The organism is Aquipluma nitroreducens (assembly GCF_009689585.1).
In the GTDB taxonomy this organism is placed as follows: domain Bacteria; phylum Bacteroidota; class Bacteroidia; order Bacteroidales; family Prolixibacteraceae; genus Aquipluma; species Aquipluma nitroreducens.
This window is the reverse complement of record NZ_AP018694.1, coordinates 2,902,567-2,924,232: the sequence shown is the minus strand read 5'-3', so window position 1 is coordinate 2,924,232 and position 21,666 is coordinate 2,902,567. Positions and strand designations below refer to the sequence as shown.

The window sequence follows — 21,666 nt, the reverse complement described above, 5'->3', positions numbered from 1 at the left end:
AAAATAGAAAATTTATCAATTTGCCAATCACTTTCTTTTATCGTGCTGTTTGCATCAAACCTTTTCATCCGGGCAACTGTTACCAATTCGGCAACAATTTGTTTCTTTGTATTGAAATAAAACCCAATGACTATGCTTGGTTCAGGAAATATCATCAAAATGCGCTCTGAATTTGCCAATCCGGTTCAGTATTTTCTTCCGATTGGAGAAACCGAATTACCGATGAACAATTTGATCGGGAAATCGATCAGTCTGAAATTTACCGGGCAAATCAACTGCATTTCGTGTGGAAAGCGAACCAAAACTTCTTTTGGCCAAGGCTTTTGTTACAACTGTTTGCAAACTGCTCCTGAAGCCAGCGAAACCGTGATGCGTCCTGAGTTGTCGAAAGCTCACCTGGGCATCGCACGCGACATGGACTGGGCCCGCGAACACGACCTGATTGACCATTTCGTCTATCTTGCCGTTTCCGGAGAATTGAAAGTTGGGGTAACCCGCCATCACCAGGTGCCTACGCGCTGGATCGACCAAGGTGCAAGCGAAGCCATTATTCTGGCCAGAACGCCCAACCGCCACATTTCAGGAGTGATTGAAGTTTACCTGAAAAACTTTTTCTCTGACAAGACCAACTGGCGTTCCATGCTTCAGAATAAAACGGTTCAGGAATACAATCTTCCGGAGGAAAAGGAGAAAGCGTACCAATTGCTCCCAGCCGAGTTGCAGCAGTATTTACATCCAGACAACCACATCTGGAAAATGAACTATCCATGTTCCGAGTTCCCGGAGAAAATTGCCAGTGTTTCGTTCGATAAAGATCCTGAGATTTCGGGAATACTGAATGGAATAAAAGGCCAATACCTGATTTTTTCGGACGGAAGGGTGCTGAACATCAGAAAGCACAACGGATATTTTCTGGAAATCAGTGCAATTGACTAAATTACTAAATTTGGAGAAACAGGTTTTTTATCCTTCCTTCTCCGGTTTTTTTTTCGTTAATTTATCACTCCAAAAAACTTGGATTGACAAACTACTCATTTGATTATGGAAACTATAGACTGGCAAAATTTAGGATTTGGGTATATGAAAACGGATTACAACATCCGTTGTACATACAAAAATGGAGCATGGGGCGAACTGGAAGTTAGCGACAGCGAAATGGTAACGATGCACATGGCTGCCACTTGCATTCATTACGGACAAGAATCGTTCGAAGGTTTGAAAGCATTTCGCGGAGCCGACAATAAAATACGGGTATTCCGGATGGATGAGAATGCCAAACGGATGCAGGATTCGAGCATGGGAACAATGATGGCTGTACTTCCGATTGAAAAATTTGAAGAAGCTATTGTTAAAGCAGTGAAATTGAACGAGCGTTTTGTTCCGCCATACGAATCGGGAGCGGCTTTATATATTCGTCCGTTTTTGTTCGGAACCGGTGCACAAGTTGGCGTAAAACCTGCCAACGAATACATGTTCATTCTGTTTGTAACCCCTGTAGGCCCATACTTTAAAGGCGGTTTCCAGACAACTCCGTTTGTCATCATGCGCGAATTCGACCGCTCGGCACCTCTCGGGATGGGAAAATATAAAGTAGGTGGAAATTATGCAGCCAGCTTGGTTGCAGGTGAAAAAGCACACCAAATGGGTTATTCGAACGTATTCTATCTCGATGCCATCGAAAAGAAATACATCGACGAATGCGGCGCTGCCAATTTCTTCGGAATCAAGAACAACACCTACGTCACACCAAAATCGAGTTCAATTTTGCCATCGATAACCAACAAAAGTTTGATGGTTTTGGCCGAAGACATGGGAATGAAAGTGGAACGTCGTCAGATTCCGGTGGAAGAACTGGCAACATTTGATGAAGCCGGCGCCTGCGGAACTGCTGCGGTGATTAGTCCTATTGAGCGGATTGACGATTACGATGAAAAAATCTCATACGTGTTTACCAAAGATGGTAAGCCGGGGCCTATCAGCGAAAAACTCTACAAAAAGTTGCGTGGCATTCAATATGGCGACGAACCAGACACTCACGGTTGGATAACCATTGTTGAATAAAAAAGCAAAAACAATATTTTAAAACCCCGTTTGGAAATTCCAGATGGGGTTTTTAGTTTAATTTGGTGTAAACCATAGGGCTAAAGCCCAATAATGATGTAATTTCTGTTTTCCGTCACATAAATGTAATGGCAAAAAATATTACTCGGATAATGATCAACGCATTATTCTTTGCCGTCTGCTTTAGCGTTCGACTGAGTTCACGCCGAAGTCTGACAGTAGATTTAAAACCTGTTCTTTAACTTTTTTTATGATTTCAAATAAGTAAAATCATAACCGAAACCGTCTATATTCTGTAATTTGCAATGCACCTATAACCATAATCAATAAATCATGAATAAAATTATTTCACTGCTATTTGCTTTCCTGTCGTTAACTGCGTTTGCACAAAACGACTGGGAAGACCAATCAGTAATCGGGCGCAACAAAATGCCAGCCCGTGCCACCTCGTATTCATTTTCGTCGGAAGATCAGGCCCTGAAAGGTGATCGTTCACAGGCACGACTCCTGTCGCTCAATGGGCAATGGATGTTTCATTTCGAAGCTGATTCGAAAATCCGTCCGATGGATTTTTATTCCGCTGAAGCAAAAGTCTCGGGCTGGGATAAAATTGAAGTTCCGTCGTGCTGGGAAATGAAAGGTTATGGAACGCCGATTTACACCAATTCGACCTATCCTTTTCCGAACCGTCCGCCATTTATAACACGGACAAACCCTGTAGGTTCCTATTTCCGCACGTTTGAAATCCCTGCCGATTGGGACGGAAAGCAAATCATCCTGCATTTTGGTGGCGTTAAATCAGCATTCTATGTTTGGGTTAACGGACAAATGGTTGGTTATAGCGAAGACAGTTGTTTGCCTGCTGAATTTGATGTGACAGAAAAAGTTCAGAAAGGAAAGAACACTGTTGCCGTTCAGGTTTTCCGTTGGTCGGATGGAAGCTATCTCGAAGATCAGGATCATTGGCGAATGAGCGGTATTCATCGCGAAGTCATGCTTTTGGCGCAGCCACGGGTTGCGTTGAACGACTTCTTTGTCCGTACCAAATTCGATGAAAATCTAAAAGATGCTCTGTTGCAAATTCGTCCGGTGGTTACCATGAAAGACAGCATTAACATTGAAGGTTGGACAGTTGAAGCCATGCTTTACAGCCCAACCGACAAACCAAAATTTGCTCAACCTTTGAAAATTGATTTGAGCAAGATTGCTTACGAAGAATATCCGCAGCGCGACAATGTGAAGTTCGCACTTCTGGAAACAAAAGTTGAATCGCCGCAAAAATGGTCGGCCGAGTTGCCGGTTTTATACACTTTGGTTTTAACCTTGAAGGACGAAAAAGGTAATGTACTTGAATCGAGAAGCAGCAAAATCGGATTCCGCGACATCCGCATTCAGGATGGCGTATTCCTGGTAAACGGCAAACCGGTGAAATTATACGGAGTAAACCGGCACGATCACAGCGAGACAGGAGGAAAAACCGTTACTCGCGATGAAATGTTGAAAGATGTTTTACTGATGAAACAGTACAACCTGAACGCCGTACGTACTTGTCATTACCCGAACGATCCGTATTTTTACGACTTGTGCGACCAATATGGTTTGTATGTTTTCGACGAGGCAAACATCGAAACCCATCATGCTTCCGGATACTTAACCAATCAGCCTTCGTGGCACACTGCTTTTGCCGACAGGGTTATCCGGATGGTCGAACGTGATAAAAACCATGCGTCCATTATCACCTGGTCGCTTGGAAACGAATCGGGTACTGGCCCGAACCACGCAGCTGCAGCCGGCTGGGTTAAAGATTTCGATCCAACACGTCCGATTCATTACGAAGGCGCTCAGGGAGACCCCAATAACAAGGATTACAAAGCTTACGGATCACCCGAATTTCGTAAAAATCCATACCTGGCCAATCCTGACGACACCTGGTATGTCGATATGGTAAGCCGGATGTACCCAACAATCGACCAATTGAAAGGGCTATCTGAAAGCCCATATATCAAACGGCCAATCGTGATGTGCGAATATGCCCATTCCATGGGAAACTCAACAGGTAACCTGATGGAGTACTGGAATGTTATTCATAGTAAAAAGAACCTGATGGGTGGTTTTATCTGGGACTGGATTGATCAGGGAATTGCGCGTACAGATGCCCAAGGTCGGAAATGGTGGGCATATGGAGGCGATTATGGCGACCAGCCGAACGATGCAAACTTCTGTATCAATGGTCTCATCAGCCCCGACCGAACAGCAAAAGGAGCAACAGAAGAATGTAAATATGTATTCCAACCCGTCGTTATTTCAGCTTACGATCAGGACAAAATGCAATTCAGGATCAGAAACAGGTTCGAATTTCGTAATCTGAATGAATTTGATATTCGCTGGACTCTGACCGAAAACGGAAAAGATATCGGCACAGCAAGCTTAGGTGCATTCAATGTTTTACCCGGCGAATCAAAGCTTTTCGGCGTTGATTTCGATCTGTCGAAATGCACTGGCGAAGTGTGGCTGAAGGTAAGTGTGAAATTAGCCAAAGATGAATTGTATGCTAAAAGAGGTCATGAAATTGCCAAGCAACAATTCTTGGTGAAAGAAGCAAAACCAATTCAGCAAATAGCATCGAAAATTGCGGTTCAGGTATTTGAAGATTCAGAAAAGAATCTGATTGTGGGTGCCAAAGATTTTAAAGTGACCTTCGATAAAACTTCGGGATACCTGACCAAATACCAGTTTCAGGGTAAAGATATGTTGATTGGGCAATTGCAGCCTAATTTCTGGCGACCAATTACCGACAATGATTTTGCCGCCTGGCAGGTAACGAAGAATTTATCAGATTGGCCTTTGGTTGCCGCAAGTTTAAAACTTGTTCAGATGAAGGTTCTGGATGAAGGAATTACTAAGTTGGTTATTGCCAACCTAAAAAGCGACAAAGGTTTGGACATGCAGCTCTCGTACAAAGTTTCGGGTGACGGAATTGTAGAAGTAAATTATCAGGCCAAGATTGGTGAAAAATTGACCGAACCGTTGAGAATTGGGATGAGTACTGAGCTTTCAAACGATTTGGCATTGATGAATTTCTACGGGAAAGGTCCTTACGAAAATTATTCTGATCGCAACCAAGCAGCCGAAGTGAACATCTACTCCGGTAAAGTGGAGGATTTCATATATCAATACGTGTTACCTCAGGAAAATGGCAACCATACCGAAGTGCGATGGCTGGCTCTAAAAAATGTGACCGGTAGCGGACTGATGGTTGTTGGGAAACAACCGCTTAACGCTTCGGTTTGGCCATACACTGCCGAAAACATTGCTAAAGCGAAGCATATCAATGAGCTAGAACCCGCTGGTTTTTATACCGTGAACATCGATTTGGGTCAGGCCGGACTTGGTGGAAACGACACCTGGTCGTGGCGCGGGATACCACTTCCTCAGTACCACCTGAGTAAGAAAGAATACAGCTACGGATTCAAGCTTGTCCCGTTTACGAAAGTAAAAGATGTGGAAGGCCTGGTCAAGGTGGCCAAAAAATAAAGCCGTATCCATTTTTATGAAAAGACCTGTCCGGATTTCAAAACGGACAGGTCTTTTTTATTGCTGTATTTCTATTTCAGAATCTTATAAATAGCCTCTGCCCAGAAACTAGCAAGCTTTGCTGCACCTTTGGGATTTGGATGAAGGTAAAAAGTTCCCTGCTGGCCTTTTTCTGCCACCAAATCTGTCAGGTAATTTTTCCTGAAATAGTTAAATCCCTTCCGATCGCCCATAAAAACCTGATTTTTATTTGTTGCCGAATAGCTTTTAACCAATGATTCCAGTTCAGGGAAATAGCTTTGTAATCGCGCTAATCCTTCGGCGAGGTATTTTGATCGGTTGTAAGTATTCGTGCTATACCAGATGGGTTGCTCAATCACAACTTTTGCGTCAGGAAACTGTCGGAGCAACTCGTCAATAATGGCTTTCATGTTTTTTCGGTAGTCCTCTTTCGAAACGGGTGCTCCTTTGGGGCCGGAAATGGCACTGTCGTTAGTTCCCAATTTGATTGAAAAGATCAGGGAATGTTCCAGATTCGTGTGCAATAGTTTCGTCGCCTGAATGACTTCTGCAAATGTGGGCGAATCGGGCAAATAATTTACGGTAGTAAATCCACTTCTTCCCTGGTTTGAGAATTGAACCGATTCGATCCCAGCTTTTTTCCGAAGTATTTCTGAAGCAATAACCGGAGGAGCATCCTGCCTTGGATTCTCCAGATTAGCGCCATAAGTAATACTGTTACCTATAAATACAATATCCAAATCAAGCTTTTTGTCGTTCGGGTTTTTCGCCATACCTGCTAGTTGAAACAGTGTAATCAGGCAAAAAAAGAAGATTCCTGAAATTTTGAAACGGTTCATGTTTAATTGGTTTTAAAGGAAAGTGTGAAAATAAAAAATCCCAATGTATTATTGGGATTTAAAGTCTTTATTTCGAGATTTCGAGCATTCGGAGTATCGGTAATTGAGCCTTTTTGATCACCTCGTCAGAAAGGGTGATTTCGGGTAATTCGTTTTTCAGACAGATGTATAATTTCTGAAGGCTGTTCAATTTCATGTACGAACAGTCGTTGCAACCACAAGTTGAATCAATGGAAGGAGCCGGAATGAAAATTTTATCCGGACAAGCCCTGTTCATTTGATGCAAAATGCCGCTTTCGGTAGCTACAATAAATTTCTTTTTTTGACTTGCAGTCACGTAGTTCAACAACGCGGTGGTTGAACCGATGTATTTGGCAACCAGCAAAACCGGCTTTTCGCACTCCGGATGGGCAATAAATTCGGCATCGGGATGCTGATCCATCAGCTCAATGATTTTTTCGACCGAGTATTTTTCGTGAACCATGCAGGCGCCATCCCAAAGAACCATTTCACGGCCAGTCAGGCTGTTGATGTAATTTCCAAGGTTTTTATCAGGCGCAAAAATAAGTTTCTGTTCCGGAGGAAAGCTGTTTACAATCTTCAGCGCATTGGCCGAGGTACAAACCACGTCAGTCATGGTCTTCAGGTCGGCAGTGCAATTGATGTACGAAATCACCTGATGATTGGGATATTGAGCTTTAAATTCAGCGAACTTATCAGCCGGGGCAGAATCGGCCAGCGAACAACCGGCTTTCAAATCGGGCAGAATAACCTTTTTGGAGGGGTTAATGATTTTTGCAGTTTCGGCCATAAAATGAACACCCACAAAAACAATCAAATCGGCTTCGGTTTTTGCGGCCTCCTGAGCTAATCCTAAACTATCACCAACATAATCAGCTATATCCTGAAGGTCACTTTCCACATAATAATGACTGAGAATGACCGCATTCTTTTCTTTCTTCAGTCGGTTAATTTCCTCAACCAGCTTTAATTCCGGGCTAATCTGCTCCTCAATAAATCCATTTTCATCAAGCATTTCCCGGATCTGTTTTTCTTCCATCACTTGCATTTATTATTTCGCAATCAATTAAGCCTGCAAAAATATGATTTTCTGAAATAAAAACACATCAGGATTTGAATTGTTTGTCGGAGCTTATTTTTCAATATCCTATCAATTTCGTATTAATGTTTTTCTTCAGAAATAAAATGATTATCAAGTCAAGATTTTAATATTTATTAACATTTTATCAGCACTCCCCGTGTTCATAACTATACTTTTCTGAATCAGTTAATAATTGTAATTTTCAACAAGAAAGAGTGTCAAATATGGCTACGTTTTCATTCGATCGAGGCTTCTGAAATTAATCGAATTGACATCAATTGATAACATTATCGTAAGAAACAATTTAATATTATTATACATCATTTAACTTTCTTTGTGCAGAAATTAAAATCAATTTTTCTATGAAAAAGATGCTAAAAGTTTATTTCGTGCTAATTGCATTTTTTGCTTTTGTTCTATCAGGTTATTCTCAGGTTACAACCTCGGGAATCACAGGAAAAATTACAGATGCAAATAACGAAGCTCTACCGGGAGCTACAGTTCTGGCAGTTCATCAGCCTTCAGGTACCCAGTACGGTACAATTGCGAATTCAGAAGGTCGTTTTACCTTGCAAGGTATGCGCTCCGGAGGCCCGTACAAAGTAGAAATTTCATTTGTTGGTTATAACAAAGCAACTTATACTGAAATTACTCTTTACCTCGGACAGTCGTTTGTACTTAATGCTTCGTTAAAAGAGCAAAGTGTTGACGTTGCTGAAGTTATTGTTGTTGGGGCAAAACCATCGGCGTTTGGAACTACCAAAACCGGAGCATCAACCAACATCTCAACCGAGCAGATGGCTATTCTGCCTTCTATTAGCCGCAGCCTGGATGACTTTACCCGTCTTTCTCCATATTCCGGAGCGGGAAATTCATTTGGAGGACGCGATGGCCGTTTGAATAATGTAACCATTGATGGAGCAAACTTCAACAACAACTTTGGATTAAGCAATGGCCTTCCCGGGGGAGGTAACCCTATTTCTCTTGATGCAATCGACGAACTTCAGGTAACCATTGCACCTTACGATGTAAAGCAAGCTAATTTCGTTGGCGCTGGAATCAACGCCATTACCAAGAGTGGAACAAACAAATTTAAAGGTTCTGCCTACACTTTCTTACGCAATCAGGATTATCGTGGAAACACAGTTGACGGTTACGACCTTGGCGCACGTCCTACAGAAAAGACAACAACTTATGGGTTTACCTTAGGCGGACCGATCATTAAAAACAAGTTATTCTTCTTCGTAAACGGAGAACGTTCAAACTCTCCTTCACCTATTCAACAGTGGAAGTTGTCTACTGATGGCATTGCGAATGCCGATCAAAATATCACTAGAGTTACTGCAAGCGATATGGAAGCCTTTAAAACAGGATTGGCTAAATATGGCTATGACCCGGGTTCGTACACCAATTATGATGGTGGCAACTTAAATAAAAAGATGCTTGCCCGTATCGACTGGAACATCAACAACAGCAATAAATTTACAGTTCGTTACAATTACACTAAAAACGTAGCTGATGTTCCAACAAATGCAACTTCTACCGTTGCTACCAAAATGACTTCCGGTCGTATTTCTCAAAACGCAATGGCATTTAGAAATAACTGCTATTCGATGGACAACCTGGTTCATTCGTTGACAGCAGAATTAAACACACGTATCAACAACAACATGTCGAACCAATTGTTAGCTACATACACCCACATTGAAGATGTTCGTGGCTCACTTTCTTCTCCATTTCCGCATATTGACATCATGAAAGACGGCGATGCTTTTATGTCAGCCGGATACGAACTTTTTTCATGGAATAATGGGGTAAAAAATAATGTGACTAGTTTTGTTGACAACTTCACCTATACATTAGGCGTCCACACAATTACTGCTGGTGCAAGTTATGAGAAACAATATGTTTCCAACTCGTTCCAGAGATTTGGTACTGGATATTATCGCTTCAAGAGTCTTGCTGACTTTGTTAATGGAGCAACACCAGAATCATGGGGACTTACTTATGGATACAATGGAGAATTAAATCCTGTTGCTGACCTGAGTTTTGGACAATTTTCTATCTATGCCCAGGACGAATGGAACATTACCAAAAACCTTAAATTGACTTACGGTATTCGTGGCGATTTAACTTCATATCTAAACGACTTGGTTGAAAATACAGAAGTATCAAAATTAACTTTTCTTGATGGCCGGAAAATAAACACAGGAATGTGGCCTACATCAAAAATGCTGCTCTCTCCACGTGTTGGATTTAGCTATGATGTAAGAGGTGATAAATCGTTGAAAGTTAGAGGTGGAACCGGTATTTTTACTGGCCGTATTCCTTTGGTCTTCTTCACAAATATGCCAACAAACGGTGGTATGGTGCAAAATACTGTAACCAGAAGCGGCAACAGTGCGGATTTAGCTAAATTGGTTCCAGGTGGTAACCTGATTACCGATGTAAATCAAATGGTAAGCACTTTAGGTTTACCTACTACTGCCACGGCTGCACTTCCAAGTTCAATTGCTGCGATAGATCCTGATTTCAAACTTCCACAGGTATGGAAAAGTACCCTGGCCGTTGATTACCAGATTCCAACTGAATTCCCAATGGCCTTAACGGTAGAAGGTATGTATTCAAAAGATATCAATGCTGTTTGTCAGGTAAATGCAAATATGCCCGATCCTGCACAATTAGGCTTCGCACGTTTCAATGGACCTGATAATCGGTACATCTACACAAGCACAAAGATAAATAGTGCAGTTAGTGATGCTGAGGTCATTAAGAATACCAACAAAGGTTACGGTTATTCGCTTAATACAACATACACTACTGAGCCTATCAAAGATCTGAAATTGATGTTTGCCTATACTCATACTGTGGTTAAAGAGATTTCAGGAAACCCTGGAAGTCAGGCCAATTCAGCTTGGCAAAATCAGGCATCTATTGACGGACCAAACCAACTTGGATTGCAAAACTCTCAGTATGTAACACCAAACAAACTGGTTGGATCGATTAGCTACCGTTTTGAATATGCCCAACATTTAGCAACAAATGTTGGGTTGTATTACAGTGGTTACAATACAGGTCGTTACAGTTGGGTATATTCTTCAGACATGAATAAGGATGGAGTAAACAACGACTTGATGTACATCCCTGCAAATAAGGACGAAATCCTTTTCAAAGAAGGTGCTAATGGATTTACAGCCGCTCAACAAGCTGATGCATTCTGGAAGTTTATCGAACAAGATCCTTATTTGAGCAAAAACAAAGGAAAATATGCTGAAGCTTATTCAGCAAAAATGCCTTGGGTTAATCGTTTCGACTTGAAAATTTCTCAGGACTTTAGAGTAAAAGCAGGTAGCACATCAAACACTCTACAAATAAGTCTCGATATCCTTAACTTTGGTAACCTGATTAATGACTCATGGGGTGTTACTCAAACCTCTGCACCTTCTAATTATGGCAAAGTATTAAAATACGAAAGCATGAATGCAAGTAATACACCAATCTATTCGATGTATTACACGACTGTTGATGGTGCAAAAGTATTACCAACCAAGTCTTTCAGCGTTTACAATAACCAATCGAACTGCTGGCAGCTTCAACTTGGAATTCGCTATATCTTTAACTAGTACTAGTTAAATTATTCAAAAAAAGGGATCTCTTTTCGGAGATCCCTTTTTTTGTTCAAAGAGGCATATTAGTCAAAAATAGTTGGTAAAAAGCTTTGTAAAGCACACCAATATTGATAATACAGAAAGTTTGATGAACTTGGTTTCATCAAACTTTTTATGTTTATGGAAAAATCAAAAAAAACGCTGTTGGGCCTGTGGATATACAGATGTTATTCGATGGGGAAAACAAGGGGGTAAGCAACGATTCAAATGTAAACGATGCGGAATTTTTCTAACTGAAAATCGTCCAGAACAGAGAATTCAAAACAGGTTTGTATGGTTCAGAAAGTGGATATTGGAACGTCAGACTTATCAAATTTTAAGCAGGGACAGCAGCCTATCGCAAGCTACACTTCAACGGACATTTTACCATTTTTTAGAACAAGCGCCATTGGTCAAAATAATCAAGCGAGAGCGTGTTCATTTACGGATAGATGCCACGTATTTTGCGCAGTTTTGTTTGGTTTGTTATCAAGACGATTTTGATGGCTACACCCAGCTGCATCGCTTTACTGACGGTGAACGCTATGAGGAAATCAAAGAGGATCTGGCTAACTTGCTCAAACTTGGGATTCAGATCGAAAGCATTACCACCGACGGTCATAAAAGTATCTTAAAAGCGATAAAAAGGTCAGTTCCAGAAGCTATCGTCCAACGCTGTCTGGTTCATATCCAGCGCATGTGCCTGCTGTGGCTAACACAGTATCCCAAACATCAGGCCGGACAGGAACTACGCAAACTGGTGCTATTTATCCTTCGAATTAAATCAGAAAATGACCGGATTTACTGGACAAGAGAGTTTCTAAAATGGCATGAAACACACAAAGATTACTTGAATGAAAAAACATACAACACAGAAACCGGAAGATATTGGTACACACATAAACTGCTTCGCCGCTCTTATATAACCATCAAACGGGCTTTGCCAAACATGTTTCATTACCTATCAAACCCAGATATACCCAAGACTACAAACGGGATAGAAGGATACTTCAGTCATCTTAAAAACCACCTGGATATCCATCGTGGGTTGACGGTAAAACACCGAATAAACTTCATCAAGTGGTACATTTATTTTGCTAACGCAAAATGAGTTTTTTTAAGCCATTGTGGGCATACCAGTAATAACAGAAAAAGGGCAGCTTGTTGGACTACCCTTGTATTACTGTTTATGCGTTAACCTTATTGCTGGCAGGTTGATCTCCATCAGAGCCTGCTTCCTCTTCGGATTAACTGCGTGGAGCTTACTAATTATTTTCCAAAAAATCACCAACTATTTTTGACCACATTGCCTTCAAAGACAAAGCATTTTATGGCTTCATTCCAATGGCTTTCACATAGCCTTCGTTTACCTTACAGTTCTTGTATTTACAGTTTTCAATCAACTGAAGCATGGCTTTTTTCACCAACTCCTGATCAGGCCGGGCTTTCCGGATCTCATCAAACCCATTTCTAGGACTTTCTGTAAATTCGATGATTTTATCCCAATTCTCTGGTGGCGTAATACTCATAACGCCTCTTGGACTGTCCATCTTTTTAAATGGCCAGTAAGTCCAGCCAATGTTGTTTCGTTCCATTAATCGAGTCCAGGCGCCAATCCACTGATCCGTATTTTCACCGGTTTCGCCCATATAGATTGGCAAATTTACCGAGTCGCGGAAACTGACAAAATCCTGAATATTGGTTTGCAGCGTATCGCACCAGTAGCGGTGGCAGGTGTACATCAGTTTATCGTCGAACTTCGAATCGTGGAAAACACGGAAGTTTCCGTTCCACTGAGCGCCACCCAAAAGAATGATATGGTTTTTATCCACTTCCCGAATCGCTGCAACAGCACGCTTATAAATTGGTTCCAGCGCAGCATTCAACTTTTCTTTTTCATCGGGGAAGTAGGTTGCAATGGGTTCATTTAATAAATCGTAGCCCAAAATCACCGGTTCATTCTGATAGTGCTCTGCTATTTTCTTCCAGATTTCAGTAAACTGTTTTTGACTGTCTTCACTGGTCATCAGCCATGGATAACCATAGCTATCGTCGATGTTATCGCCGGTTTGCCCGCCAGGTGCATCGTGCATATCCAAAATCAGGTAAATTTCCGATTCGCGACACCACGAAACCAGGCTATCCAAACGCTGAAACCCATCCTGGTTGACACTCAATCCCATGTAATCTTCATCGGTGAATAACTTGTAATGGAATGGCATGCGAATGGTATTCATTCCCGTTTTGCGAATGTACCGAATGTCTTCGCGCGTAATGTAATTGTCCTTGAACTGCTTCCAGAACTGATTGGTGAAATCAGGTCCAACCATTTCACAAAAGGCTTGATTGATCAAACGGGCAGAACTAGTCTTTTTAAAACCGAACATATATCCTTCGGGGTTTAGCCAATTACCCAAATTAATTCCCTGAATGAAAAATTTATTGCCATCAGGAGCAATCAGGTTTTGCCCTTCAACTTTGATGTAACCCTGATGATTTGAAGATTTTGGTGCAACCGAAGTACTACAGGAAGAGAAAAGAAAAATTCCTGTCAAACTGAAAATAGAAAGCAGACTTTTAATCATGGTGAATCAGGTTTGTGGTTAGTAAATTCAGGATAAAGTTATTGAATATTTTGATCGCTGGTATTGGGTTAATCAAGAGCTATAAAGAAGAAAGACAGCCTTCCGAGATCGAAAAACTGTCTTTCTTGCATCCGAATTTTGTTTTCCGGAAGCCAAAGGCTATGATATTCGCTTAGTTAATGCGAAGAACCGAACCTACTTTCAATGTTTTTGAAGCCGTGATTTTATTGACTGCACAAAGTTTTTTTACGGTTGTATTGTACTTTTTAGCAATTACCCAAAGGTTATCACCCTTTCTGATCACATGTTTGGAAGCTCCACTCCGCCCAGAAGCTAAAAGAAGCTTATTTTCAGGAGCAGGTTTATCTCTCAAGTCCTTTAAATCAGTCACAAACTGTTTATTCTTGTAAATTACTTTGTCTGAACGAAGAGCAAACGTTTCATAATCAATGTATTTATTCGAATCGAATGGTTCTCCGAAAAGTCGTGTCTCGAAGTGAAGGTGGTTGCATGTTGCCCTGCCGGTTCGTCCTCCCAAACCGATCAAATCCCCGGCTTTAACCGTGTCGTTTACCTTTACCTTAATTGCTTTCAGGTGAGCATAAATAGTTTCAAGTCCATTATTATGCCTTACCAAAACTAAATTTCCATAGCCCCGAAAAACTTTAGCAAGCCGCACACGGCCATCGAAAGCACAACGAACGGTATCTCCCGAATTCAGCCTAATATCAGTTCCGGTGTGCATTCTACGGTGACGAGGACCAAACTTCGACAAAATCTGCCCTTTTACTGGCATTACAAACGGACTGTCTCCTGAATTCAAAAGAGAAATGGTAATGGTATCATTTTTATTGGGAAGGGTATTGATCGGGTATTTAATCTGAGTAGAATTCCAAATGCTTTTATAGAGTGTTTCGTCATTTGTCAATTTCAGAGAGTCGACTTCCAATTCTTCACCGTCATTGGCCAGAGTGTCGACCTGAAAAGTTTCATTTATTGGATTAATTGTTGCCGGAATGGGCTCTTGGGCAGTGCTATACAAAGAAAACAGTACGCTTACTGCAAGTGTTATGATGGATATTTTCATCTTCAAAATTTGGGTTAATACTAGCTCAAAAATTTGAACGGGAAGCGAAGGTAACTTTTTCATTAATAATTTCACAACTTTCTGCTAAAAGACATGGCCATTTTAACAAACAATAACACCTTTTAATACATTTGCAGTTGTTCTTAAGAGGAGAATTGAAAAAATGAAAAACAGTGTTTTCCGCAAGATTTTGAAGTATTTAGGATTGGGATTTGCGGGTATTTTCGCCTTAATTGGATTGGGTTTGACGGTTGGATTTTTTGCAGTAAAATTTCACCTGACAGATGACCCCGGAGTTGTTGACCTGAATGACCGGTATTTTCAGGAAATAAAAGATAAATACGGTCGGGGGACTGATGGAGACAACTCCAAAACAGACCTCAGTGAAGCCAAATTTCTTCACAACCTGGCAGTTTTAAGCAAGTATTATCCTACCAATGCTTACTACATTCAGAATGCCTATTTCGAAAGCCACGACCTGAAACAATCTCAACGAATGCTTGAGGCTGTTGACATGTACATGCAACAAGATGAAAAATACAAGAAAGAGGTTAATGAGTTTGTTGAAAGTGGCGATGCGAAAAAAGAAAAAATTAAGGCACAAAGTGTTTTCGAATGGATGAATATTCCGGAATGGCAGGACTTTAAGTTGGCTGTAGCAAAAGATAAACCGCTAATTGATTCGGTTGCAGAGGTTACCGGAGTAGAGCCTCGCCTAATTGTATCTGTCCTGGTTGGAGAACAAATCCGTTTATTCAATTCGAGCCGCGAAGCCTATAAGAAGTGGATCGGACCTTTAAAAATCCTTTCGGTAGAAACAACCTTTTCGCTGGGAGTGACTGGTATAAAAGTACCTACAGCTCAAACTATCGAAAAAAACCTAAAAGACAGCACATCTATTTTTTACTTGGGCAAACGATACGAAAACCTGCTCGATTTTCACACCCAAAACATCGCTCAGGAGCGTTTCAGCCGACTGACTTCTTACAAAAATCATTATTATTCGTACCTGTATGCTGCGCTCAACGTAAAGCAAATCAATGCGCAATGGGAAAAATCAGGATTTCCGATCAGCGAACGTCCTGAAATTTTAGCAACCTTGTATAACATCGGTTACGAAGTTTCGGTACCTAAGGAAAATCCGGTTGTGGGTGGTTCTGGTATAAACATCAAGGGTAAAAAGTACTCATTTGGTGCCGTAGCCTACGAGTTCTATTATTCCGGAGAATTATTCGATTTATTCCCATTCAAAAATTCCCGATTCAATTTTACCGATGTTTAAAGCAACAGCGATCCATTGGCACACCGGGAAAATTACGTTCCTGACCCTGCTGTTTTTCCTGAATCTGATGTCGGGGCAGGCGCAGACCACTTGGGGAGGTGAAATTCCATGGAAAAACCTGATGGATGGTTTGCAACTGGCCGAATTGGAAACTCCCGAAAAATCGGTGGTTGGCGACTCGAAAATTAGTATACTGAAAGTGGATGCCCAAAAATTCGACTTCGAGTTTTTGACCGCATCAGAACACGGAAATCTACCCAGAACAGCTCCCGATTGGGCGCAGGAATTCGACCAGAACATCATTGTGAATGCCGGAATGTACCGATATAATAAAACGCAGTCGAATAAAGGGTACATGAAGAACTATAACCACCTGAATAACCCTGCGAAGAATAATTATTACAACGCCTTACTGGCCATGCACCCGAAAGACCCAAAGAAACCGCCTTTCGAAATTATTGACACCTACCAAAAAGATTGGGAAAAGATTAAAAATCAGTATCACTCAGTCTGTCAGGGGATGCGCATGATCAATGACAAAGGTGAAGGAATGGCTTTTACAAAGCGCCCCGATCAGTCGTGCAGCATGATTTTGGCGGCCACCGATGCCGAGAGCAACCTGTATTTCATTTTTACCCGTTCGCCATACACCCACATCAACATGATTTCCTTATTGAAAGCTTTGCCCATTAACATACGAACCACTGTTTACCTCGAAGGTGGACCGGAAACCAGCTTTTATGTGAATACAGGCGATACCATTATTGCCAAATACGGCAGCTATGTATCGAACACCTGCGACAATGACGACAACGATCATTTCCGGAAAATGCCGAATGTGATTGCGATAAGGAAGAAGAAATAATAAGAATATATTATCCTTTGCCGTCTGCTTCAGCTGACGGACATTATCAAAATACAAATTATCTATTTTTTGCCTCAGCAATCTTCTCTCTTACCAAAGCATTCAGTTCTTCAGGAGTTTTTCCTTCAGGAGAAATAGCCGGTAAAAACTCGATGGTAATTTTTTCGCCCCGTTTAATTTTTTTTGCTCCTGACGACATTGCTGCGTAAGCTCCGGTAATCACAACCGGGACAACCGGGACATTCAATTCGGAGCTTAAAATAGCATAGGTTTTATGAAATTTGCCCAGTTTGCCACTTTGGGTTCGTGTTCCTTCCGGAAATATCAAAATCTTCTTTCCCTGTTTCACCACTTCAGCCATTTTCAGGATAGAATGTTTCAGGTCTTTCGACAAATCCATCACAATTACATTGCTGCGGCTGGCTACATAACGACGCACCCCACTTTTCACGTGATCTTTCTTGGCGTACGAAAACGTATTCATTAGAGTTGGTTTATCGAGGTACGAAAGCACCAGAAAAGCATCGAGTTTGCTTTCGTGATTTGGCGCAAAAAAACATGCCCCTTCAGGAATATTTTCCATCCCTTTCCCTTCGAACTGAAAGAATAAACGAAAAAATCCGCGAACAGCATTGACAATTGGATGAAGCAAAAAGGACGTTTTCGGCAAAATCACATCCGAATTGTCTTTTAAATCGCCAGCCCATCCCGAATCCTGATCGGTTTTGTGAAACAATTTATTGCTTTGAATGTGTTCGGCAATTTTCCGGATAGATGGGAATTTGAGCAGTTGTTCTTCGTCGAGTTTAATTCCAAAGCTTTTTTCGATGAAATCGATCAGGCTTAATTTGCTCAGCGAGTCCATCGAAATATCGAATACCAGGTGATGATCAGGCAAAATATCCATATCGACCTGACTTTCGATAAATGATTTGATGGCATGATATTCTTCCGTATCAGGCTCATCCGATGCCGTTTTCTTCTTCTCCTTTTGCACCAAGAACTCCTCGAATTTGAAACGCTGAAGCTTGGATAAACGTGTCCGGGGCAACTCCGAATTCACCAGCGTAAATTGCATAATCCGCTTGTACGAGCTCATTTCGGCATTGAAAGGCGAAATCACCACATCGCGGAAATACTGATTGATATCTTCAACTCCATTTTCGGACAAAAAATTAAAATCCGGAAGAATTACCGCATGAAGCATCTCGTTGTGCAAAAAAACACCGGCTTCTTTAATCGCTCCTGAATAACCGTCGAGCTTCATTTCAATATCAACCGGATTAATATTCTTTCCGTTGGGCAAAACAATAATTTCCTTTTTCCGGCCAGTAATGTATAGAAATCCGTTCTTGTCCAAATAACCTAAATCACCGGTATAAAGCCATCCGTCTTTGATCACTTCAGCGGTCTCTTCTACCCTATTGTAATATCCCTTCATGATGCTCGGCCCTTTTGCTACAATCTCTCCATCGCGTATTTCGACGGTCAATCCGGGCAATGCCTGGCCGGTTGCGCCAATTACAATATTTCCGGGACGCGGAAATGCAATCATCGGAGCAGCTTCAGTCATCCCAAAACCTTCCATAATATCGAAGCCCAATGCATAAAAAAAGGTTCCAACTTCCTTATTCAGCGCAGCTCCTCCTGAAATCATGTATTGCAAATGGCCACCAAATCCTTCATGCACTTTTTTGAAAAGCGTTTTTCCCAGTTTTCGGTTTTTCGTCTTCAGTACCAGCCAGTACAGAAATCGGGCAATCGCACTTTGATCGATCTTCGCCTTGATTCCTCGATACATCAGTTCGTACAATCGAGGAACTCCAAGAAAAACACCAACTTCGTTATCAGCAAAAGTTTTCATCAGGTCGGCCGATTGCATCGATGGGGCAATTGCAATGGTCGTTCCAACATAAAAGGAAACCATAAGCGACCCGACCAACGGGAAAATGTGGTGAAGCGGCAGAAAAACCATCACCTGGCGGTCGGGGGTAAAAATGCCACATCCGATAACCGCATTCATATTTTCCTTGATGTTGGTGTACGAAAGCATGACCCCTTTCGGGCTACCGGTTGTTCCTGAAGTATAAATAATTACCGCTGTAGTATTGTCATCTTCAGGCGCCAACCACTGACTTTCGGATACCGTTTCATCGATGGCAATTTCTTCAAAAACCAGAACTTCAGGTTTATGCTGAGTTTTCAGATCGACTTTGGCAAACAATTCGGTCATTCCGGAGCTGATAAAAAGCAACTCGGGCTGACAATCGTCGATAATGTACGCTACATCTTCGGCAGAAGCCAAAAAATCAATCGGAATAGCAATGCAATCGTTTTGCAGCGCAGCATAAAAAGCATAAATCCACGACGGCGAATTCTCGGCGTAAATGGCAACCTTGGTGTAGCCTTTGTTGGCAAATAGTTGGGCAAATTGCTGAATGCTTTTCAGTAACTGACTGTATGTAATATCACCCTGAGAAGTAATCAGGGCTTTTTTATCGGAGAACGACCGGTTTATTATAGGTTTCGGCATAATCAATTTTTGCGATTAAAATTGGGAGTCCAGATAATCGTTATTTTCCTGAAATATTTTCACCCGACATACCTGCCCCATAAACGATGCAAAGTAAATCAATCTCAGAATAAAACAGACAGACCGGTCGAAGAATTACATTCGAGAGAACGTTCAGTTTCTCAAGACAGGCAAAACAACACTGCTTTGGTGCTTTTCGTCGTGATAAATACGAACCGTGGCTTTCTGAAAATCGTTTTCAGTAGCCGTATAAATATTGACGAACTTTTGCGGATTGCGATCGACCAAAGGAAACCAACTGCTTTGAATCTGCACCATAACGCGATGCCCCTTTTTAAACGTGTGGGCAACATCGCCAATATTAAACCTGACAAGCGCAACCTTGTTGGGTACAAACGGTTCAGGCCTTTCAAAACTGTTTCGGTACCGACCCCTCATAATTTCGCCTTTTACCAACATTTCGTAAGCGCCCATTGGGTATCTGACCGAATTTTTACTGGCATAAACAGAATCGTTGTATGCGAATTTATCCGGAAAAACATCGATCACTTTTACCACAAAATCAGCATCTGTAGTAGAAATCGAAGTAAAAAGATTGGCTTTAATTATCCCGGTAACAGTAAGATCTTCAGTCAATACTTCAGTCTTAAACGTAATTACATCAGTTCTCCGTTCAGCAAATCGTTGGTCGTCGGTCATATAAGCAGTTGTTCGATGCAAATGAATTCCTTCGGCATAAGGAACCGGTTTTGCCGGATCGCTGATGTATTCCGTCGAACTGGTTTTAACGGTTGGCTTTTTCCAATCCAGACCGCCATTGGGTTGCAGAAATAAGTTTTTGTCCTCTTTCTGGGCAGGCGGCCATTGCTTAAACTTCCTCCAGGTATTTTCTCCTGAAATAAAAATTGTGGCTTCGGCCAATTGCGAGATATCGCCTTTGTTCTTCAGGTAATAATTGAAAAAAGGAATTTCAATATTTTGTTGGTACCAATCTCCGGTATTGCTTCCAAAATATACATTTCCCATGTGAGTGACATTTTTGCCACTCCATTGGCCGTGCGACCATGGACCCATGACTATTTTATTAAACTCCTTGCCCGGGTTATTGCTTTCTGCTGATTGGTATGAATTCCATGTTCCCCAATTGTCTTCGGCATCGAACAATCCGCCAACCCACAACATGGCAGGAGACAGGTTTTTAGTTGCATTTCTGGCATCGCGGGCCTTCCAGTATCCGTCGTAGTTGGGGTGATCGTACATTTCTTTCCAGAAAGGAACACTATCGCCAACCAACTTAGCAATATGATTAAGTGTCCCGGCTTCAAGGAAAAATTTATAATTATCGTTTACCGAAAATCCTACCGATTTTGGAGCTGTGGACCTAGGATGTGGGTGTGGCAGACCAAAACCAAAGCCAGTTGCAGAATAAAACCCAAAATTATCCATCAGGAAAAAGGCGCCATTGTGATGGGCATCATCGCCAATAAACCAATTGGTAACCGGCGCCTGAGGACTCACGGCCACAATTGCAGGGTGATTGGAGGCAGCGGCCATTGTGGAATAATATCCAGGATAGGAAACTCCGAAGACCCCAACCTTGCCATTGTTATTCGGTATATTTTTAAGCAACCAGTCAACAGTATCGTAGCTATCGCTGGCTTCGTCCGTTTCCTGACTGGTCTTTTTATTGGCATTAAACGGCCTGACATCGGCAAATTTACCTTCACTCATCCATCTTCCGCGCACATCCTGAATAACCATGAAATAACCTTCCTTTAGGTACGACATCGTGTACGATTTCCAAAAGGAGGCGAATTTAGCTTCACCGTAAGGACTGCACGAATAGGGAGTTCGTGTCATTAAAAAAGGATGCTTTTCGGTGGTATCCTTTGGAATATAAATCGTAGTGAATAACCGAATCCCATCCCGCATGGGAATTTGCCGCTCAATTTTAGTGTAATTATTTACCACCCAAGTGCTGTCTTTATTCTCCGCATGAGCCAGATGCAGCAAAAAACAAAAAGTGAAGACAAGAATTGACTTATTCATCTATCGAAAATTTAAGTTAATCAGCAACAATAATATTGCATGTGCTTTTTATACCGATTAA

13 protein-coding genes are annotated in these 21,666 nt (G+C 41.6%); 7 read left to right on the top strand and 6 right to left on the bottom strand.

The window, feature by feature from the left end:
• The first annotated feature begins 126 nt into the window (after nucleotides 1–126).
• The 3 genes from AQPE_RS12260 (at nucleotide 127) to AQPE_RS12250 (ending at nucleotide 5,595) form a co-directional block, all read left to right on the top strand.
• On the top strand, nucleotides 127–936 hold the full coding sequence (locus AQPE_RS12260) for a DUF2797 domain-containing protein (RefSeq protein ID WP_318346786.1): 810 nt from the start codon (nucleotides 127–129) through the stop codon (nucleotides 934–936).
• A 105-nt stretch (nucleotides 937–1,041) separates the two neighbouring features.
• On the top strand, nucleotides 1,042–2,061 hold the full coding sequence (locus AQPE_RS12255; RefSeq protein WP_318346785.1) for a branched-chain amino acid aminotransferase: 1,020 nt from the start codon (nucleotides 1,042–1,044) through the stop codon (nucleotides 2,059–2,061).
• Between the two features lie 333 nt (nucleotides 2,062–2,394).
• Nucleotides 2,395–5,595, top strand: coding sequence for a glycoside hydrolase family 2 TIM barrel-domain containing protein (locus tag AQPE_RS12250; RefSeq protein WP_318346784.1), 3,201 nt, complete (start codon nucleotides 2,395–2,397; stop codon nucleotides 5,593–5,595).
• 71 nt (nucleotides 5,596–5,666) lie between these two features.
• Here AQPE_RS12250 and AQPE_RS12245 read toward each other — a convergent pair whose 3' ends face one another.
• Nucleotides 5,667–6,455, bottom strand: coding sequence for a GDSL-type esterase/lipase family protein (locus tag AQPE_RS12245; protein ID WP_318346783.1), 789 nt, complete (start codon nucleotides 6,453–6,455; stop codon nucleotides 5,667–5,669).
• Between the two features lie 67 nt (nucleotides 6,456–6,522).
• Nucleotides 6,523–7,515, bottom strand: a complete 993-nt coding sequence (nadA, locus tag AQPE_RS12240) for a quinolinate synthase NadA (RefSeq protein ID WP_318346782.1) — start codon at nucleotides 7,513–7,515, stop codon at nucleotides 6,523–6,525.
• A 404-nt stretch (nucleotides 7,516–7,919) separates the two neighbouring features.
• Between nadA and AQPE_RS12235 the strand changes: the two genes are divergently transcribed.
• A complete protein-coding gene (locus AQPE_RS12235) occupies nucleotides 7,920–11,180 on the top strand; it encodes a TonB-dependent receptor (RefSeq protein ID WP_318346781.1) in 3,261 nt (1,086 codons plus the stop codon).
• 133 nt (nucleotides 11,181–11,313) lie between these two features.
• A complete protein-coding gene (locus tag AQPE_RS12230) occupies nucleotides 11,314–12,315 on the top strand; it encodes an IS256 family transposase, variant Zn-binding type (protein WP_449658186.1) in 1,002 nt (333 codons plus the stop codon).
• A 217-nt stretch (nucleotides 12,316–12,532) separates the two neighbouring features.
• On the opposite strand, the gene AQPE_RS12225 is transcribed toward AQPE_RS12230, so the two are convergent.
• Complete coding sequence (locus AQPE_RS12225) at nucleotides 12,533–13,789, bottom strand: glycoside hydrolase family 5 protein (protein ID WP_318346779.1); 1,257 nt, start codon at nucleotides 13,787–13,789, stop codon at nucleotides 12,533–12,535.
• A 172-nt stretch (nucleotides 13,790–13,961) separates the two neighbouring features.
• A complete protein-coding gene (locus AQPE_RS12220; RefSeq protein ID WP_318346778.1) occupies nucleotides 13,962–14,876 on the bottom strand; it encodes a M23 family metallopeptidase in 915 nt (304 codons plus the stop codon).
• Between the two features lie 163 nt (nucleotides 14,877–15,039).
• Between AQPE_RS12220 and AQPE_RS12215 the strand changes: the two genes are divergently transcribed.
• Together AQPE_RS12215 and AQPE_RS12210 are read left to right on the top strand one after the other, a co-directional pair.
• Nucleotides 15,040–16,158 (top strand): hypothetical protein, encoded by a 1,119-nt coding sequence (locus AQPE_RS12215; protein ID WP_318346777.1) that lies wholly within the window; start codon nucleotides 15,040–15,042, stop codon nucleotides 16,156–16,158.
• Nucleotides 16,151–17,023 (top strand): phosphodiester glycosidase family protein, encoded by an 873-nt coding sequence (locus AQPE_RS12210; protein WP_318346776.1) that lies wholly within the window; start codon nucleotides 16,151–16,153, stop codon nucleotides 17,021–17,023. The genes AQPE_RS12215 and AQPE_RS12210 overlap by 8 nt, the downstream gene beginning before the upstream one ends.
• Before the next feature lie 58 nt (nucleotides 17,024–17,081).
• Here the strand turns inward: AQPE_RS12210 and AQPE_RS12205 are convergent, their stop codons facing one another.
• Nucleotides 17,082–19,556, bottom strand: coding sequence for an AMP-binding protein (locus tag AQPE_RS12205; protein WP_318346775.1), 2,475 nt, complete (start codon nucleotides 19,554–19,556; stop codon nucleotides 17,082–17,084).
• A 153-nt stretch (nucleotides 19,557–19,709) separates the two neighbouring features.
• On the bottom strand, nucleotides 19,710–21,605 hold the full coding sequence (locus AQPE_RS12200) for a CocE/NonD family hydrolase (protein ID WP_318346774.1): 1,896 nt from the start codon (nucleotides 21,603–21,605) through the stop codon (nucleotides 19,710–19,712).
• Nucleotides 21,606–21,666: the final 61 nt, after the last annotated feature.

Bases quoted from the DNA above. Each gene is read 5' to 3' on its own strand.
- AQPE_RS12210 (WP_318346776.1), top strand. From the start codon at position 16,151: ATGTTTAAAGCAACAGCGATCCATTGGCACACCGGGAAAATTACGTTC.
- AQPE_RS12205 (WP_318346775.1), bottom strand. From the start codon at position 19,556: ATGCCGAAACCTATAATAAACCGGTCGTTCTCCGATAAAAAAGCCCTG.
- AQPE_RS12245 (WP_318346783.1), bottom strand. From the start codon at position 6,455: ATGAACCGTTTCAAAATTTCAGGAATCTTCTTTTTTTGCCTGATTACA.
- AQPE_RS12255 (WP_318346785.1), top strand. From the start codon at position 1,042: ATGGAAACTATAGACTGGCAAAATTTAGGATTTGGGTATATGAAAACG.
- AQPE_RS12260 (WP_318346786.1), top strand. From the start codon at position 127: ATGACTATGCTTGGTTCAGGAAATATCATCAAAATGCGCTCTGAATTT.
- AQPE_RS12250 (WP_318346784.1), top strand. From the start codon at position 2,395: ATGAATAAAATTATTTCACTGCTATTTGCTTTCCTGTCGTTAACTGCG.
- AQPE_RS12235 (WP_318346781.1), top strand. From the start codon at position 7,920: ATGAAAAAGATGCTAAAAGTTTATTTCGTGCTAATTGCATTTTTTGCT.
- AQPE_RS12225 (WP_318346779.1), bottom strand. From the start codon at position 13,789: ATGATTAAAAGTCTGCTTTCTATTTTCAGTTTGACAGGAATTTTTCTT.
- AQPE_RS12215 (WP_318346777.1), top strand. From the start codon at position 15,040: ATGAAAAACAGTGTTTTCCGCAAGATTTTGAAGTATTTAGGATTGGGA.
- nadA (WP_318346782.1), bottom strand. From the start codon at position 7,515: ATGGAAGAAAAACAGATCCGGGAAATGCTTGATGAAAATGGATTTATT.
- AQPE_RS12200 (WP_318346774.1), bottom strand. From the start codon at position 21,605: ATGAATAAGTCAATTCTTGTCTTCACTTTTTGTTTTTTGCTGCATCTG.
- AQPE_RS12230 (WP_449658186.1), top strand. From the start codon at position 11,314: ATGAACTTGGTTTCATCAAACTTTTTATGTTTATGGAAAAATCAAAAA.
- AQPE_RS12220 (WP_318346778.1), bottom strand. From the start codon at position 14,876: ATGAAAATATCCATCATAACACTTGCAGTAAGCGTACTGTTTTCTTTG.